Source organism: Actinomycetospora sp. 2LY8.5 (assembly GCF_057180585.1).
In genome coordinates this window covers 13,335-29,726 of the sequence record NZ_JBXUHE010000026.1, presented here as the reverse complement: position 1 = coordinate 29,726, position 16,392 = coordinate 13,335, and the positions used below count along the sequence as shown (strand labels likewise).

General features: G+C 73.9%; 16 protein-coding genes. 13 read left to right on the top strand and 3 right to left on the bottom strand.

All coding sequences use genetic code 11. The features are described 5' to 3' along the window. Nucleotides 1-13: 13 nt before the first annotated feature. Nucleotides 14-1,222 carry a L,D-transpeptidase gene (locus AC2A1K_RS23585; protein WP_483898772.1) on the top strand — a complete coding sequence of 403 codons (1,209 nt, stop codon included), beginning with the start codon at nucleotides 14-16 and terminating at the stop codon, nucleotides 1,220-1,222. Nucleotides 1,223-1,261: 39 nt separating this feature from the next. Here the strand turns inward: AC2A1K_RS23585 and AC2A1K_RS23580 are convergent, their stop codons facing one another. Next, a complete protein-coding gene (locus AC2A1K_RS23580; RefSeq protein WP_483898771.1) occupies nucleotides 1,262-2,866 on the bottom strand; it encodes a helix-turn-helix transcriptional regulator in 1,605 nt (534 codons plus the stop codon). A 62-nt stretch (nucleotides 2,867-2,928) separates the two neighbouring features. On the opposite strand from AC2A1K_RS23580, the gene AC2A1K_RS23575 reads away from it, so the two are divergent. The 12 genes from AC2A1K_RS23575 to AC2A1K_RS23520 all read left to right on the top strand — a co-directional run bounded on the left by AC2A1K_RS23575 (nucleotide 2,929) and on the right by AC2A1K_RS23520 (nucleotide 14,367). Continuing rightward, nucleotides 2,929-3,600 (top strand): DNA-3-methyladenine glycosylase family protein, encoded by a 672-nt coding sequence (locus AC2A1K_RS23575; protein WP_483898770.1) that lies wholly within the window; start codon nucleotides 2,929-2,931, stop codon nucleotides 3,598-3,600. A gap of 15 nt (nucleotides 3,601-3,615) precedes the next feature. After that, a complete protein-coding gene (locus AC2A1K_RS23570; RefSeq protein ID WP_483898769.1) occupies nucleotides 3,616-4,209 on the top strand; it encodes a TIGR03086 family metal-binding protein in 594 nt (197 codons plus the stop codon). Between the two features lie 167 nt (nucleotides 4,210-4,376). Beyond that, complete coding sequence (locus AC2A1K_RS23565; protein ID WP_483898768.1) at nucleotides 4,377-4,748, top strand: VOC family protein; 372 nt, start codon at nucleotides 4,377-4,379, stop codon at nucleotides 4,746-4,748. A gap of 182 nt (nucleotides 4,749-4,930) precedes the next feature. Further along, nucleotides 4,931-5,383 carry a MarR family winged helix-turn-helix transcriptional regulator gene (locus AC2A1K_RS23560; protein ID WP_483898841.1) on the top strand — a complete coding sequence of 151 codons (453 nt, stop codon included), beginning with the start codon at nucleotides 4,931-4,933 and terminating at the stop codon, nucleotides 5,381-5,383. 194 nt (nucleotides 5,384-5,577) lie between these two features. Beyond that, entirely contained in the window at nucleotides 5,578-6,846 is a 1,269-nt protein-coding gene (locus AC2A1K_RS23555) for an FAD-dependent monooxygenase (RefSeq protein ID WP_483898767.1), read from the top strand. Nucleotides 6,847-6,893: 47 nt separating this feature from the next. Then, nucleotides 6,894-8,294: an MFS transporter gene (locus tag AC2A1K_RS23550; RefSeq protein ID WP_483898766.1), complete on the top strand. Its 1,401-nt coding sequence runs from the start codon at nucleotides 6,894-6,896 to the stop codon at nucleotides 8,292-8,294. Between the two features lie 112 nt (nucleotides 8,295-8,406). Beyond that, nucleotides 8,407-9,273 (top strand): FAD binding domain-containing protein, encoded by an 867-nt coding sequence (locus AC2A1K_RS23545; protein ID WP_483898765.1) that lies wholly within the window; start codon nucleotides 8,407-8,409, stop codon nucleotides 9,271-9,273. 26 nt (nucleotides 9,274-9,299) lie between these two features. Further along, nucleotides 9,300-11,681 (top strand): xanthine dehydrogenase family protein molybdopterin-binding subunit, encoded by a 2,382-nt coding sequence (locus AC2A1K_RS23540; RefSeq protein ID WP_483898840.1) that lies wholly within the window; start codon nucleotides 9,300-9,302, stop codon nucleotides 11,679-11,681. After that, a complete protein-coding gene (locus AC2A1K_RS23535; protein WP_483898764.1) occupies nucleotides 11,678-12,169 on the top strand; it encodes a (2Fe-2S)-binding protein in 492 nt (163 codons plus the stop codon). Before AC2A1K_RS23540 ends, AC2A1K_RS23535 begins: the two co-directional genes overlap by 4 nt. Beyond that, nucleotides 12,166-12,855 (top strand): SRPBCC family protein, encoded by a 690-nt coding sequence (locus AC2A1K_RS23530; protein WP_483898763.1) that lies wholly within the window; start codon nucleotides 12,166-12,168, stop codon nucleotides 12,853-12,855. Before AC2A1K_RS23535 ends, AC2A1K_RS23530 begins: the two co-directional genes overlap by 4 nt. Beyond that, nucleotides 12,845-13,513 carry an isochorismatase family protein gene (locus tag AC2A1K_RS23525; RefSeq protein WP_483898762.1) on the top strand — a complete coding sequence of 223 codons (669 nt, stop codon included), beginning with the start codon at nucleotides 12,845-12,847 and terminating at the stop codon, nucleotides 13,511-13,513. The genes AC2A1K_RS23530 and AC2A1K_RS23525 overlap by 11 nt, the downstream gene beginning before the upstream one ends. After that, on the top strand, nucleotides 13,510-14,367 hold the full coding sequence (locus AC2A1K_RS23520) for an alpha/beta fold hydrolase (RefSeq protein ID WP_483898761.1): 858 nt from the start codon (nucleotides 13,510-13,512) through the stop codon (nucleotides 14,365-14,367). The genes AC2A1K_RS23525 and AC2A1K_RS23520 overlap by 4 nt, the downstream gene beginning before the upstream one ends. A gap of 146 nt (nucleotides 14,368-14,513) precedes the next feature. Here AC2A1K_RS23520 and AC2A1K_RS23515 read toward each other — a convergent pair whose 3' ends face one another. Both AC2A1K_RS23515 and AC2A1K_RS23510 read right to left on the bottom strand, forming a co-directional pair. Continuing rightward, a complete protein-coding gene (locus AC2A1K_RS23515; RefSeq protein ID WP_483898760.1) occupies nucleotides 14,514-15,296 on the bottom strand; it encodes a maleate cis-trans isomerase family protein in 783 nt (260 codons plus the stop codon). Continuing rightward, on the bottom strand, nucleotides 15,293-16,324 hold the full coding sequence (locus tag AC2A1K_RS23510) for a 2,5-dihydroxypyridine 5,6-dioxygenase NicX family protein (protein WP_483898759.1): 1,032 nt from the start codon (nucleotides 16,322-16,324) through the stop codon (nucleotides 15,293-15,295). Before AC2A1K_RS23510 ends, AC2A1K_RS23515 begins: the two co-directional genes overlap by 4 nt. Nucleotides 16,325-16,392: the final 68 nt, after the last annotated feature.

Genomic DNA, 16,392 nt, shown 5'->3' with positions numbered 1-16,392 from the left:
TGAGGAGATGGGTGTGTCGAGGACGGAGCGCAGTCGCCCGGCACGGGGTCGAGGGCTCGACCGGAGGACGGCCGTCCCTCTCGTCGTGCTGCTCGCGATCGTCGCCCTGCTCGGTGGGTGTGCGGGTGGCGCCACCGCTCCGCCGCCCCCACCCGTGCCGCCGCTCGCCCTCGCCGCCTCGGTCGCGCCGGGCGCGGTCGACGTCGCCCCGGCCGACCCGCTGGTCGTGTCCGCCGCCGGCGGGCGCCTGACCTCGGTCACGGTCACCCCGACCGGTGGCGCCGCGCTCGCCGGCACCCCCGACCTGTCGGGCACGCGCTGGACGAGCCCGCAGCTCGCCTACGGCACCGAGTACCGGGTGCAGGCCGCGGGCGTCGACGAGGCGGGCCACCCCGGCGCCCCGCTGGACCAGACCTTCCGCACGGTCGCGCCCGAGGACACCCTCGAGATCGCGAGCATCCGCCCCACAAACGGGCAGACCGTCGGCATCGCCATGCCGATCTCGATCACCTTCGAGGCGCCCGTCACCGACCGCGCCGCCGTCGAGCGCCGGGTGTCGGTGCAGACCTCGATCCCCACCGAGGGCTCGTTCCGCTGGATGTCCGACGAGCAGCTCAACTGGCGCCCGAAGGAGTACTGGAAGCCGGGCACACAGGTGTCGGTGAACGCGCGCCTGTTCGGCGTCGACAGCGGCCAGGGCGTCTTCGGCGAGGAGGACCGCGCCTTCTCCTTCACCGTCGGCCGCGACCAGCGGGCCCGCGGCGACGTCAACGCCCACACGCTCGTGCTCTACCAGGACGGCCAGGAGCTGCGGAGCCTGCCGGCGTCGTACGGCCGCGACATCTACCCGACGCAGTACGGCGTCCACGTCGCGTTCGAGAAGCACGAGGTCAAGCGCATGCGCTCCGACACGTGGGGCGGGCCCGGCGAGGGGCAGCCCGGCTTCTACGACCAGAACCTGCCGCTGGCCGTGCGCATCTCCAACAACGGCGAGTTCGTGCACGTCAACCCGGACTCGGTCAGCGCCCAGGGCCGCCGCAACGTCTCGCACGGCTGCGTGAACCTCTCGCCCGCCAACGGCCGCTTCTTCTACGACTGGGTGCAGATGGGCGACCCGGTGGAGATCGTCGGCTCCAGCCGCCCGCTGACCACGCGCGACGGCGACATCGCCGACTGGACGATCCCGTGGGAGGAGTACCGCCGGGGCTCGGCCCTGGCGTGACGACCCGCGCCGTGGCGCGCACCCACTCGGCGCGAGCAGCTAGAACTCGACGCGGACCAGCCCGAGCACCTCGGCGCGCCAGTCGGCGTAGGCCTTGCCGATCGCCTGACGGTCGGCGGCCTGCTCGGACGGGGTCGCCGACGGCGAGCCGCCGTCGAGGCTCGCGGCGATGTCGGCGCCGCTCCACTCGGGGCCGGCCGTGCGCACCCGCAGGTGGCCCGGCGCCCGCTCCGCGCGCAGGGCGTGGGCGAGCACGCGCATCAGGGCGGTGCGCGCCTCCTGGTCGTCGGGCGCGTCGACGTCGATGTTCGTCTGCCCGCCGACGAGCACGACCGTCGACGTGTCGTGCAGCGCGGGCAGCACGGTCTCGGCGGCGCGGAAGCGGCTGAGCAGCCCCTCCGAGAGGAACTGCTCGACCCGCGAGACCAGACTGCCGCTGCGCGGGGTCATGGCCACGGGGAGCTGCACGTAGGCGTCGAAGGACCGCCCGGCCACCGCCTCGCCGAGGCGGTCGAGCGAGTCGACCACCGTGGTCTCCGCACCGGTCGCCCGGATGGCATCCGCCACCTCGTCGAGTCGATAGCCGCCACCGGTCACCAGCACGCTCGTCATGGCGCGTGACCCTAATCGGGGCGAGGCCGCTGTGACACGATCCGGGGCGACCGCGTAGAGCGCCACCACGCGGGCGGCCGCGTCGGCCATCTCCTCGCGGAGCTCGGCAGGCTCGATCACCTCGACCGCCTCGCCGTAGCCCAGCAGCCCGGCGCGCGCGGCGACGAGCGAGCGGAACGGTGCGGTCATCACCTCACGGCCGTCGTCCTCGACGCCCTCGGAACGCTCGACGGTTCTCCAGGGTCCCGCCTGCACGGCGAGCGCGACGCGGCGCAGCGTCGGGGCCCACGCCGGGTCGACGCGCACCCGCACGTCGACCTCGTCGGTCGGCGCCTGCAGCCGGTCGCGCAGCTCGGCCCACACCTCGGCGAGGCCCCGCTCGTCGGGACGGCGGGCGGGCGTCCCGGTGGCGGCGACGTCGCGGACCCGGCTGACCCGATACATCTTCGGCCGGCCGCGGTGGGCGGCCACGAGGTACCAGGTACCGGCCTTGCTGACCAGCCCGTACGGGTCGACGGTGCGCCACGTCGCCTCCGCCGCGTCGCCGGTGGCGTAGCGGATGCGAACCCGCGCGTCGGCGACCAGCGCGGCGTCGAGCGCGGGCAGGGCGGGCAGGTCCTCGGGCGCGCGCCGCCAGCCCTGGTGCTCGACGAGTAGGCGCCGCCGCGCCCGGTCGACGCCGTCGCGGCGCGCCTCGGGCACGGCCGCCAGCAGCTTGCGCGACGCCGACGCCAGCGCCGTCCCGAGCGCGGTGCCGTCGTTGGGGCCGTCCGTGGACGCCCCGAGCGCCACGAGCGCGCGCAGCTCGTCGTCGGTCATCCCGGTGACGTCGGTGCGGTAGCCCTCGAGGAGCGCGACGCCGCCGCGCCGCCCGCGCTCGCAGTACACGGGCACGCCGGCCGACGAGAGTGCCTCCACGTCGCGTTGCACGGTCCGCGTCGACACCTCCAGACGCCGGGCGATCTCGGGGGCGGGCAGGCGGCCGTGGGTCTGCAGGAGCAGCAGCGTCGCGAGCAGGCGGTCCGAGCGCACGTGTCGAGAATGCCCCAGAATCACGACAACAGGTGTCGTGTATGGGGTCGCATGCTGCTCCCATGACCGCACCCACCACCCACGTGCTGGATCCCCTCGGTCCGTTCGACCTCGAGCAGACCCGCGCCTTCGTCGGCCGCCGGGTCCCCGCGATCGGTCGGCTCATGGCCGCCCACCCAGGGCTGCGCCCGACCCTGTTCGGCGGCGCCTACGAGGCCGCCGCGTGGGGCGTGGTCTCGGCCCGGATCGGCGAGCGCCAGGCGGGCGCGATCGTCCGCAGGCTCTCGGCGGCGCACGGCGAGCGGCTCACGGTCGGCGGCGGCGAGGTCGACGCGTTCCCGCGCCCCGAGGCCCTGCTCGCGATGACCGCGCTCCCGGGGCTCGCCGAGGAGAAGGTGCGCCGCCTGCACGGTGTCGCCGAGGCCGCGCTGGCCGGGGAGCTCGAGGTCGACCGGCTGCGCGCGCTCGGACCCGACGGCGCCCGGGCCGCGCTCCAGCGCCTGCGCGGCATCGGCGCGTTCTCCGCCTCCCTCGTCTGGCTGCGCGCCTGCGGCCTGGTCGACGAGTGGCCCGCCGGCGAGCCCCGCTGCCGCACGGCACTCGCCCGCGTGCACGGACGCCGTCTCGACGACGCGCTCGACGAGCTCATCGACGAGCTCATCGACGAGCTCCGCCCCTACCGCACCTGGGTCGCGCTGCTCCTGCGCGTGGCGCGCCCGGAAGACCACGACTGAGAACAGGAGATCACCATGACCGCTCCCGACCCCCGCGCCCTGCTCACCCGCGCGCTCGACCAGATCGGCGAGCTCGTCGCGGCCACCCCCGCCGACGCCCTCGACCGCCCCACCCCGTGCACCGACTGGGGCGTCCGCGCCCTGCTCGACCACCTCGTCGGCGTCCACCGCCGCATCGCCCACGTCGGCGCCGGCGGCCACTTCGCCGACATCGCGTCGCTGCCCGAGGTCGCGCCGGGCGCCCACGCCGCCGAGATCGTCGCCGCCCGCGCCGACGTCGACCGCGTGTGGGTGCACGACGAGACGGTCCTCGACCGCGTGCTCACCGTGCCCTGGGGCACCATGCCCGGCCGTATCGTCGGCTTCGGGTACGTCCAGGAGCTCACCGTGCACGCGTGGGACCTCGGCGCGGCGACCGGGCGCACCGAGGGTCTCGACGACGAGCTCGCCCTGGCCGTCGAGGACACCGCCCGCCGGGTGCTGCCCGCCGAGCCGCGCGGCGGGGACATCCCGTTCGGCCCGCCGGTCGCGGTCGGCGACGGCGCCGGGCCGTACGAGCGGCTGGTCGGCTGGCTCGGCCGCGACCCGCACGGACGTCTCGTCCGATGAGATCCGGGTGGTGCGGCGTTGCCGATCCTGCCGCTCGGTCTCGACGTCGGCCTCCTCGGCCCGTGCGGCACGGGCCTGGCCCTCGAAGAGGTGGACGCCTGAGCGATGAGTCGGGCGCCCGGGGCGCGTCCCACCACGAAAGGCACCACACCGGAAGGACGCCCACCATGGCCCGCCCCGTCGTCCACTTCGAGATCACCGGCCGAGACCCCGCGGCGCTCCGTCGCTGGTTCGGCGAGCTCTTCGCCTGGGAGTTCGACGAGCCCAGCACCGTCGCCGCGGGCATCTCCGACCCCGGCACGTACCACGTCACCGCCCCCGAGGGCGGTATCCCCGGCGGCGTCGCCGGCGGTCCGGACCACACCCCGGGAACGCGCTTCTACGTCGCCGTCGACGACGTCGAGGCCGCGCTCGCGCGGGCCGAGGAGCTCGGCGGGCACCGGGTGTTCGGCCCCGCCACGGCCCCGTCGGGCCTCGTGGTCGGGCACCTGGCCGACCCCGAGGGCAACGTCGTCGGACTCGCGGCCCTGCCCGGCTGAGACGGCATCCACCCCCGTCAATCGTTCCGAGTACGTATTATCCGAGGAGCGGGGAGTGGCCCGAGGGCCACCTGGGGCGCGACGGACGGGGGCGGACAGTGGCGACGAGGGCTGGGTCGGCTGGGTCGACGGCACCGGCGGGCGCGACCAGCACGGGCAAGGACGCCAGGCGCCGTGCCCGTCTGGACCCGCCCGCCGACCTCGTGGCCGCGCCGGGCTACGGCGCCCGGCGGCTCTACCAGGCCTACCTCTCCGCGTGGAACCGTCACGTCGACTCGGTGCTCACCGGCCCGCAGTTCGCCGTGCTCTCGGCCGTGCGGGCCTACCCGGACGCCGACCAGACGGCGCTGGCCAGCGCGGTCGCGCTGGACACCTCGACGATGGCCGACGTCTGCCGGCGCATGGAGCGCCGCGGCCTCATCGCCCGCCACGAGGCGCCCCACGACGCGCGCGCGAAGGTCCTGACGCTGACCGACGCGGGCGTCGAGGCGCTCGCCGAGACCAACCGCCGCGCCCGCGCGCTCGATGAGGCCCTGCTCGCCGGCTGCCCGGAGGAGCAGCGCCCGCACCTCGCGGCGCTCTTCAACGATCTCGGACAGCAGTGGGAGCAGGTCGCCGAGCGCCCCGAGCTCTGACACGGCCCCCTGATCGCACGCGGGGCAACCACCACGGGGCGACGAGCCCTCCTTCGTAGCCTGAACGGAGGATGCCGCCGCCTGCGATCTGTTACGTCCGTGTCTCGGGACACGTCCGGCTATTGCGTCCTCGGATAGTACGTGCTCGGATTGAACGCAGCCGAACGCGAGCACCACACCGGGAGGGCGGCCAGATGGCGAGCCAGTCGTTCGAGGTCACCATCGTCGGGGGAGGTCTGGGCGGCCTCTGCGCGGCGCTCTCGCTGCGCCAGCGCGGCACGCGCGTCACCGTCGTCGAGGCCGCGCCGGAGCTGGGCGAGATCGGCGCCGGTATCCAGACCGCGCCGAACGCCAGCCGCGTCCTCATCGGGCTCGGGCTGCGCCCGCAGCTCGAGGCGATCCGCACCCAGCCCGAGGACCAGGTCCGTCGCCGCTGGGCCGACGGCAGCATCATCGCCCAGCTGCCCCTGGGGCAGCGGGTGATCGACCAGTACGGCGCCCCGTACTGGCACTACCACCGCGCCGACCTGCACCGGGTCCTGCTGGACGCCTGCGCCGACCCCGAGGGTCCCGGCCCGGTCGTCGCGCTCCACACCGGCGCCAAGGTCACCGAGCTCGACCGCACCGACCCGACGCGCCCGGTCGCGGTCGCCGAGGACGGCCGCCGCTTCGCCGGCGACGTGCTGATCGGGGCCGATGGCATCCGCTCCGCGGTCCGCGACCTCGCGGGCTTCGACGACTCGCTCGTCTTCTCGGGCGAGATGGCCTACCGCGCGCTGATCCCCGGCGAGCTCGTCGCCGCGGACCCCGCGACGCGCTTCCTCATGGACCGCTATCACTCGACGATCTGGTACGGCCCCGACAAGCACCTCGTGCACTACGTCATCCGCAGCGGCCAGTACCTCAACGTCGTCGCGATCGTGCCGTGCACCGACACGATCGCCGCCGACTGGAGCGGCCCGGCCACCCCGGAGCAGCTCGCCGCGGACTTCGCCGACTGGGACGACCGGGTGCCCGCGATGCTCTCGAAGGCCAAGCCCGAGGACGTCTCGCTGTGGGCGATGTACCGGCGCCGCCGCGACCCGGTGTGGGTCGACGGCCGGGTCGCGCTGCTCGGCGACGCCTGCCACGCGATGCTCCCCTACCAGGCCCAGGGCGCGTCGCAGTCGATGGAGGACGCCGCGGTGCTCGCCGAGGAGCTCGGCCGGGTGACCCGCGACGACATCGACGGCGCGCTCGTGCGCTACGTGGACCGCCGCGCCAAGCACGCCGGGATGGTGCAGGACGCCTCGCTGCAGAACATGGCGTTCTACCACCTGCCCGACGGCCCCGAGCAGCGCGAGCGCGACGACAAGCTACGTCGGTTCGACGGCGAGTCCGACGTCTCGTACGACTGGCTGTGGAACGGCAGCCCGCTGCGCGACCACGACACCGAGTCCATCCACTACCAGTTCGCCCGCTGACGCGCGGACCGACACACCCCCACACCACCCGCGACGGGAGCGAACGCATGCGCACCGGAGACCAGATCGTCCAGGACCTCCCCTGGCGCTGGGGCGTCCAAGGAAAGATCTTCCTCATCGGCGGCCTCGGCTACATGTTCGACGCCTGGGACGTCGCCCTCAACGGCTTCCTCACCCCGCTGATCGGCACCGAGTTCGGGCTCTCGCCCGCCCAGCGCGGCCTGGTCGCCACCGCGAACCTCATCGGCATGGCCGTCGGCGCCGTCGCCTGGGGCACGGTCGCGGACCGCATCGGGCGCAAGAAGGCCTTCAGCATCACTCTGTTGATCTTCGCGCTCTTCTCGGTGCTCGGCGCGCTCTCGCCCAACATCGAGATCTTCCTGCTGCTGCGCTTCCTCGCCGGTGTCGGCCTCGGTGGCTGTATCCCGGTCGACTACGCGATCGTCAGCGAGTTCTCGCCGAAGAAGCAGCGCGGCCGCGTGCTCGCCGCGATGGACGGGTGGTGGCCGATCGGTGCCACGCTCGCCGGCGTCTCGGCGACGCTGCTCGTGCCCGTGGAGGGCAACTGGCGCTGGATGCTCGTGCTGATGATCCTGCCGGCGCTCCTGCTGTTCTGGGTCCGCCGCGGGGTGCCGGAGTCGCCGCTCTACCTCTCCCGCAAGGGTCGCGAGGCCGAGGCCCGGGCGGTCATCGACGACATGGTGGCCCGGACCGGCGCCACCCCGGAGCCCTACTCCATCCCTGCCCCCGTCGCCGAGGACAAGCGCGGTGGCGCCGCGGCCGCCGCCGTCGACCAGCTGCGCCGCGTCTGGGCGTTCAACCCGCGCATCACCGCCGTCGCGTGGTCGCTGTTCATCGCCGTCATGCTCGTCTACTACGCCGCCCTGAGCTGGATGCCCTCGATCCTGCGGGCCCAGGGCTTCGGCGAGATCGCCGCGTTCGCCTCGACCACGCTGATGAACGCGCTCGGCATCGTCGGTGTCGCCATCTCCGTGCTCGTCGTCGACCGCTACGGCCGCAAGCGGGTCATCGCGATCTCCGGACCGGTCGCCGCCGCGACGCTGGTCCTGTTCTCGCTGCTGCTCGGCGCGCCGACCGCCGCGATCGTCGCCATCGGAGCCTTCGGCCTCTTCGCGCTGATCGTCATCCCGGTCATGTACGCCTACGTCTCCGAGCTCTACCCGACCGAGCTGCGCGCCTCGGGCTTCGGCTGGGCGTCGTCGTCGAGCCGCGCGATCACCGGCTTCGCCCCGCTGCTGTTCGGCAGCGTGCTCTGGCCGGTGCTGGGCCTGCCGCTGACGTTCACCCTGCTCGGTGTGCTGGTCGTCGGTGCCGTGATCTTCATGTGGGTCGGCGCGCCGGAGACCGCGGGCCGCGAGCTCGACCGCATCACCACCGACGTGCCCGACGGGCCGGCCGCGACCGACTCGGAGCGCACGCGCGCGTGACCGCCGTCTGACCAACGCCTGAACTGAGCGAAGGGCACCTTCGGTCGGCTAGTTGAGCCGAGGGTGCCCTTCGCCGGATCCTCGTTCCGCACCCGAGAGGAGGCGCGGGGCCATGAAGCCCGCCGCGTTCACCTACCACCGCGCGCACGACGTCGCCGACGCCGTCGCGCTGCTCACCGACCTCGCCGCGGCGGGCGGTGACCCCAAGGTCATCGCGGGCGGGCAGAGCCTCATGCCGATGATGAACTTCCGGCTCGCCCGCCCGTCGGCGCTCGTCGACCTCGGCCCGCTGCGCCGGATGCCGTCGATGACGGCCATCACCGAGCGGGACGACACCCTGACCCTCGGCGCGCTGGTCACCCACCACGCGGTGGAGACGGCCGGCCTCTCCCCCGCCTGGACCGTCCTCTCGCGCGCCATGCGCTGGGTCGGTCACCTGCCGATCCGCAGTCGCGGCACGGTCGCCGGCAGCCTCGTGCACGGGGACGCGACGGCCGAGTGGTGCCTGCTCGCGCTGCTCCTCGACGCCGTCGTCGTCGCCGAGGGCCCGTCGGGGCGCCGCGAGATCCCCGCCGACGACCTCTTCCACGGCTTCTACGCCACCGCCGTCGACCCCGACGAGGTCGTCGTCGAGGTCCGCTTCACCCGGCCCGCGCCGCACGCCGCGCTGTGCGAGTTCGCCCGGCGCCACGGCGACTTCGCGATCGTCGACGCGGCCGTGGCGCTCGACCTCGCCGGGGACGCCGTCACCGGCGGGCGGGTCGTCCTGGGCGGCGTCGCGCCGGCCCCGGTGCGGGTGCCGGAGGCCGAGGCGGTGCTCGCCCACGGTGGCACGCCGGACGACGCGCTCTGGGCCGCCGTCGCCGACGCGGCCGCCGCGGCCGTCGACCCCCCGGACGACGCGACCACCACCGCGGCCTACCGCCGGCGGCTGACGCGCACGCTCGTGGCCGATGCCTGTCGGGAGGCCGCGCCATGACGGCCACGGACCTGCCGACCGGGACCATGAACTCCGAGCCGCGGTGCGAGGGGCCCACGTTCGACGGGAAGAGGGGCCGCTGGGTCGGCGCCTCGATCCCCCGCCACGAGGACCCGCGCCTGCTCACCGGCCGCGGCCGTTTCGTCGACGACATCGCCCTGCCCGGGATGTTGCACGCGGGCTTCGTGCGCGCGACCGTCGCGCACGCCCACGTCACCGGGATCGACCTGACCGCCACCCGGGCGGTGGAGGGCGTCGTCGCCGCGTACGACGCGCGGGACCTGGCGCTCGGCGACATCGTCGCCCTGCTCGACCGGCCCGCCGAGGAGTTCACGCCGACGGCGATGCCGATCCTCGCCAAGGACAGGATCCGGTTCGTCGGCGAGCCGCTGGCGATCGTGATCGCGCGCGACCCGTACGCGGTCGAGGACGGCATCGAGGCCGCGGTCGTGGAGCACACCGCGCTCGACGCGGTGGTCGACGAGGAGAGCGGTTTCGCGCCGGGCGCACCGCTGGTCCACGACGAGGCGGCCGGGAACGTGCTGCTCGACGTGTCGATGTTCGACACGCCGGGCGTGGACGAGGCGTTCTCCGGCGCCGACCTGACCGTCGAGGTGACGACGCACAGCGGGCGGCAGAACGCGCTGCCGCTGGAGACGCGCGGGGTCGTCGCGTCGTGGGACGCCCGCGACGACCAGCTGCTCGTGCAGACGTGCACGCAGGTCCCCCACCAGGTCCGCACGCTCGTCGCGCGGTGCCTCGCCGTGCCCGAGCGCACGGTGCGCGTGACCGTCCCGGACATGGGCGGCGGCTTCGGCCAGAAGTGCGTGGTCGGGCGCGAGGAGGTCGCCGTCGCGGCCGTGGCGCAGCGGCTGCACCGCCCCGTGAAGTGGATCGAGGACCGGCGGGAGGCCCTGACCGCCGGCTTCCTGGCCCGCGAGCAGACCTACCGCACGCGCGCGGCGTTCGACGCCGACGGGCACATCACCGCGCTCGACGTCGACGTCGTCTGCGACATGGGCGCGTACTCCTGCTACCCCTTCACCGCGGGCATCGAGCCGCTGATGGCGTCCGCGGAGATGCCCAGCGTCTACCGGGTGCCCGCCTACCGCGTGCGCGGGCGGGCGCTGACCAGCAACAAGGCCCCGACCGCGCCGTATCGCGGGGTGAGCCGCCCGCAGTACGTGATGGCGATCGAGCGGGTCATGGAGAAGGCGGCGCGCGCCCTGGACCTGGACCCGGTCGAGGTGCGTCGGCGCAACGTCATCACCGAGTTCCCGTACACCGGCGTCAACGCCGTCACCTACGACCCGGGCACCTACCGCGAGTCGCTCGACCTCGCCGAGGCGACGATCCGGGACGAGGGCTGGTACGACGTGCGGAGCGTCGGCGACAGGACCGTCGGCATCGGCTTCTGCTGCTTCTCCGAGCGCACCGGGTACGGGTCCGAGGCGTTCGCCAAGCGCAAGATGACCGTGGTCCCCGGCTTCGACCTCTCCGAGATCCGGATGGACACCACCGGCGCGGTGGTCGTCACCAGCGGGACGATGAACCACGGCCAGTCGCACGAGACGACGTTCGCGCAGATCGTCGCCGACCGTCTCGGCATCGACGCCGCCCGGGTCAAGCTGCGCCAGGGCGACACCGAGCGCATCGCCTACGGGTGGGGCACGTTCGCGTCGCGGTCGGTGACGATCGGCGGCTCCGCGGTCGCGCTGGCCTCCGAGCGGCTCGGCGAGCTGCTGTGCCGCATCGCCGCGCACCTGCTGGAGACCCGCCCCGAGAACGTCGCGCTCGACGGCGACGGCGGCGTCGTCGCGCTCGACGACCCGTCGCGGCGACTGACCTACGAGGAGATCGCCGACGTCGCCTACCTGCGCAGTCACCTGCTGCCCAAGGACGTCGAGCCGACCCTGACCGCCACCGCGAGCTTCGACGTCCCCGGCGACGGGACGTTCTCGAACGCCACGCACGCCGTGGTCGTCGAGGCCGACCGGGGCACCGGGGCCATCCGCATCCTGCGCTACGTGTGCGTCGAGGACTGCGGGGTGGTGATCCACCCGAAGGTCGTCGACGGGCAGTGCCGCGGCGGGATCGCGCAGGGCATCGCGGGCGCGCTGTTCGAGGAGGTCACCTACGACGAGCACGGGGAGCCGTCGGCGGCGTCGTTCATCGACTACCTCGTGCCCACCGCGGCCGAGATCCCCGACGTGTCGATCTCGCACCTCGAGACGCCGTGCGCGTTCACCGAGAACGGGGCGAAGGGCGCCGGCGAGGGCGGCACGATCGGCGCGCCCGCCGCGGTGCTCAACGCCGTCAACGACGCGCTGCGCCACACCGGCGTCGAGCTCGACGTCACGCCGATCCATCCCCGGACGGTGCTGAGCGCTCTGGAGGGCGGGCTGTGAACGATCCGCATCTGCTGTCGCTGACGGTCAACGGGCGCGAGGAGGAGGTCGTCGTCGAGCCCCGCCGCACGCTCGCCGACGTCCTGCGCCACGACCTGCGCCTGACCGGCACCCACGTCGGCTGCGAGCACGGGGTGTGCGGCGCGTGCACCGTGCTCGTCGACGACGCCCCGGTCCGCGCCTGCCTGATGTTCGCGGTGCAGGCCGAGGGCGCCGAGGTCCACACCGTGGAGTCGCTCGACTCCGAGGGCCGGCTGTCGGACCTGCAGCAGTCGTTCTCCGATCACCACGGCCTGCAGTGCGGGTTCTGCACGCCCGGGTTCCTCATGCTGGCCGAGGGTGTGCTCGCCGAGTCGCCGGACGCCGGTCGCGAGGAGATCCGCGAGGCGCTCTCGGCGAACCTGTGCCGCTGCACCGGCTACCAGACCATCGTCGACGCGGTGCACGCGACGGCGTGCTCGCGGCGTCGTCAGGAGGTCCCGTCGTGATCCTGGACAACCACCTCACCGTGCCGGCCGCGCCGGACGCGGTGTTCGCGCTGCTGGGCGACGTCGAGCGCGTGGCGGGCTGCCTGCCCGGCGCGACGCTCGAGGGCCGCGAGGGCGAGGCGTACCGCGGTCGCGTGAAGGTCAAGGTCGGCCCGATCAGCGCCGCGTACGCGGGCACGCTGCGGTTCACCGAGGTCGTGCCCGACCAGCGCACCCTGCGCCTGTCGGCGCGGGCTTCGGACGCCCACGGCGCGGGCGACGCCGAGGCCGACGTCGTGCTCTCGGTGGCCGAGGCCGACGGCGGCTCGACCCTCGACCTGCACACCGACCTGCTCATCCGCGGCAAGATCGCGCAGTTCGGGAAGGGCGCGATCACGACGGTCTCGAGCCGCCTGCTCGACCAGTTCGCCCGCAACCTCGCCGGCGAGCTCGCGGGCGGGTCAGGCGCCTCCGGTGCGAGCGATGCGGCATCGCTGGCGTCTGACGCCAGAATCACCACATCCTCGCCGCGCGACACGCCGAGCGAGGACCAGGCGCTCGACGGCCTCGCGATGCTCCTGCCACCCCACGCCGGCCGGTGGGCCGCGCTCGCCGGCGCCGCGGTGTTCGGCGTCGTGCAGGGCTACCTGCTCGGACGCCTGAAAGGCCAGAAGATGCTGATCGAGGAGCTGCGACGTGACCGCTGACAGCCTGCACGGGGCCGACACCGACGCCGTGTACGACCGCGCCGGCTTCGGCGCCACGGTCCCCCGGGGCCCGCGCCCGGCGCTGGTCGTCGTCGACCTCACCCGCGGCTTCACCGAGCCCGGCTTCGACCTCGGCGCCGACCTGACCGCCGAGGTCGCCGCGGCCGCCCGGCTCATCGAGACTGCGCACCGCCGCGACGTCCCGGTGATCGCCACGGTCGTCGCGTTCACCCCCGCCGAGGCCGACGGCGACGCGGTGGCGTGGCTGCGCAAGGCGCCCGGCGTCCGTGCGCTGCGCGAGGGCAGCGAGGCCGTCGCCCTCGACGCGCGCCTCGGCCTGTCCCCCGACGACCACGTGATCGTCAAGAAGGGCGCCTCGGCGTTCCACGGCTCGTCGCTGGCCGCACTGCTCACCGGCCTGCACGTCGACACCGCCGTGGTCTGCGGCGCCACGACGTCCGGCTGCGTGCGCGCCACCGCCGTCGACGCGGTGCAGTCCGGCTTCGACACGCTCGTCGTCGCCGAGGCCTGCGGCGACCGCGCGCAGGGCCCCCACGACGCCGCCCTGTTCGACCTGCAGGCCAAGTACGCCGACGTCGTCACCCTCGACGACGCCGTCTCCTACCTCGACGACCCCTTCCGGAAGGCCGATCGGTGACCGAATCCCCAGCACAGCGCGTCCTCACGCAGCCTGCGCTCGCCGACCTCGCCGAGACCGCGGCGGTGAGCCGCTGGGTGCGCTCCGGCGACCTGCGCCTGCACGTGCTCGACCACGGCCCCGTCGACGGGGTGCCGCTGCTGATCGTCCCGGGGATCACGAGCCCGGCGATCGCCATGGACTTCGTCGCCCGCGAGCTCACCGACCTCGTGCGCCCCCTGGTGCTCGACGTGCGCGGGCGCGGGTTCTCGGACAGCGCTCCCGACCCCGACGCCTACGACCTCGACACCTACGCCGCCGACGTCGCCGCGGTGATCGAGCAGCTGGTCCTCGAGCGGCCGATCGTGCTCGGGCACTCGATGGGCGCGCGGATCACCGCCGTCGCCGCCACTCGCCTCGACCTGCGTGGCACCGTGCTCGTCGACCCCCCGATGAGCGGCCCCGGACGCGGCCCCTACCCGACGACCCTCGAGGCGTTCCTCGGCCAGCTCGACCAGGCCCGCCGGGGCACCGACGCCGACGAGGTCGCGCAGTCGTGGCCGCGCTGGCCCCGCCGCGAGCAGGAGCTGCGCGCGCACTGGATGAGCTCGATCTCGCGGGACGCGATCGTCGCGACCCACGCGGGCTTCGAGTCCGAGGACTTCTTCGCCACCTGGCCCTCGGTGCCCGCCCCGACCGTGCTGATCCACGGCGGCGACAGCCCGGTCGTCACCGCCGCGGGCGCGGAGGAGGCGGCGAAGGCCAACCCGGAGGCGTCCGTCGTCGAGGTCCCGGGCACCGGGCACATGGTGTTCTGGGACGAGCCCACGGCCGCCCTCGCCGCGACCCGCGAGGCCCTGCGCTCGCTGCTCTGACACTTCACGGACGCGAGCAGCCGTTCGGCAGGGCGAGCCCACGGTCTCTCGGTCACGCACAACGTGCCCCTCGCGCGTCGATACACGCCACGCACACGGCGGCGCCCGCCCCGGACCTGGTCCGGGGCGGGCGCCGTCGTGAGAGGTCAGGCCGCGCGCGCGACGTCGCCCGGGTCGGCGACGGTGCCCGAGAGGAGCGCACCCGCACCCGGCACCCGGGTCTCGAGGCCCAGCGACGACAGGATGCGGAACGTCGTCGCCGTGGCCGCGGAGAGCACCGGGATGCCGACCTCGTCCTGCACGGCCTCGATCGACGGCAGCGAGGGCATCTGCACGCACGCCGAGAGCACGAGGGCGTCGGCGCCGGTGAGGTCGAGCTCCTTGTAGTGCTGCCGCAGGTCGGCGGGGTCGAGCCGGGCGACCGCGAGGTTGTCGGGGACCTCGAGCGACAGGGCGTCGACGACGTCGATGCCGGCGTCGGTGACGTAGTCGACGACGGCCTGCGTCAGCGGCTTCATGTAGGGCGTCACGAGGGCGACCCGGCGAGCGCCCAGCGCCGCGATCCCCGACAGCAGCGCCCCCGCCGACGAGACGACCGGCGCCGAGGAGCCCTCGGCCCGCAGGGCGCCGGTGATGTCGTCCTCGGCGGTGCAGTGGAAGCCGGGGCCCTGAGCCATGATCGCCACCAGGCACGCCGTGGCCACGACGTCCGGGCGGGCGTCGGCGAGCTCGGTCGCCGCGCGCGTGGCCTGGGCGTTCATGGCCTGCAGCTGCTCGGGCGTCACGTGCTGCATGCGCGCCCGCGCGGCGTGGAAGACGAACCGTTCGTCCGGGAGCACCTGCTCCCGCGCGGCCAGCATGCGCGGGAGCTCGGTCTCCATCGTGAGGTTGGAACTCGGGACGATCATCCCGATGTGGTGATCGGTCACCTCGTCGACACCGGCTTCATCTCGGGGACGGTGAGCGCCCCATTGTCGACGATCAGCTCGTCGTCGAGGTAGAGCGAGTTGCCGCGCATCGGGATGTCGAAGTGGCACGGCGTGTCGTTCGGGCCGCCGAGCTCGTTGTTCGGGCCGATCGAGAACATGACGTTGCCGTAGAAGCTGCGCAGCTCCATGCCCATGCCGCCCGGGAACTGGGTCAGGCCGTGCCAGTGGGCGCGCTCGTCGAGACCCCAGCCGACGTGCGACATCCCGTAGCCGCGGGGGTCGTCGAAGCTCTTGATGTACGACGCGAGCAGCTCCGCGTCGAGACCCCCACGGATGTCGCGGATGAAGCCCTGCTCGATCGTCAGCGTCACCGGCGTCTGCACGTAGGTGTTGAACGGCAGCAGCACGTCACCCGGCGAGAGCACGATCTGCCCGTCGACGCCGTCGTCGGCGCCGCCGGTGAACACGAACGCGGCCGGCCAGTGGTCCCAGCGCCCGGGGGTGTCGGTGTAGCCGTACTCCGACAGCGTCGGGTAGACCCCGAGCCGGTAGGTGACGTCGGTGCCCCCGGGGCTGGTGATGCGCATCGACTGGGCCTTGGCCAGCAGGTCGGCGCCGTACTCGACGCGCTCGCGCAGCTCGGTGGTCGGCATCAGACGCGCGAGCAGCTCGGGCGGCTCGACGGCGGTGAGGATGCGGGTACCGGCGTCCTGGATCGCGAACTGCTCGGGCGAGAACAGCAGGAACGTGCAGTCGACGAGCATGTCGACCGACTTGAGGGCCTCCACCGCGAGCGGGATGTCCCCCAGCCCCGAGTCGCCCACCGCCCACGCGCCCGACGCGCTGGCCGGCGACGGGAGCCGCAGGTGGAAGGTCGCCGCACCGAGCTGCTGCGCGGCCCACAGGAACGCGTCGGCGTACTCCCCGCGGTCCGCACCCCGGGTCAGCACGGCGACGGTCTCGCCCTCGTGCACCCCGCAGAGCGTGAGCTGCTGCAGGCAGATGTCGTTGAACAGGTTCTGGTCCATCGGTCGACCACCTCCGGTGTAAATCCGAGCACGTACTATCCGAGCACGCAAGGTCTGCAACGCAATCG

What these genes read in the sequence shown, in the direction of transcription:
- AC2A1K_RS23575 (WP_483898770.1), top strand. Translation starts at nt 2,929, where the DNA reads ATGACCGCACCCACCACCCACGTGCTGGATCCCCTCGGTCCGTTCGAC.
- AC2A1K_RS23570 (WP_483898769.1), top strand. Translation starts at nt 3,616, where the DNA reads ATGACCGCTCCCGACCCCCGCGCCCTGCTCACCCGCGCGCTCGACCAG.
- AC2A1K_RS23565 (WP_483898768.1), top strand. Translation starts at nt 4,377, where the DNA reads ATGGCCCGCCCCGTCGTCCACTTCGAGATCACCGGCCGAGACCCCGCG.
- AC2A1K_RS23555 (WP_483898767.1), top strand. Translation starts at nt 5,578, where the DNA reads ATGGCGAGCCAGTCGTTCGAGGTCACCATCGTCGGGGGAGGTCTGGGC.
- AC2A1K_RS23550 (WP_483898766.1), top strand. Translation starts at nt 6,894, where the DNA reads ATGCGCACCGGAGACCAGATCGTCCAGGACCTCCCCTGGCGCTGGGGC.
- AC2A1K_RS23545 (WP_483898765.1), top strand. Translation starts at nt 8,407, where the DNA reads ATGAAGCCCGCCGCGTTCACCTACCACCGCGCGCACGACGTCGCCGAC.
- AC2A1K_RS23540 (WP_483898840.1), top strand. Translation starts at nt 9,300, where the DNA reads ATGAACTCCGAGCCGCGGTGCGAGGGGCCCACGTTCGACGGGAAGAGG.
- AC2A1K_RS23510 (WP_483898759.1), bottom strand. Translation starts at nt 16,324, where the DNA reads ATGGACCAGAACCTGTTCAACGACATCTGCCTGCAGCAGCTCACGCTC.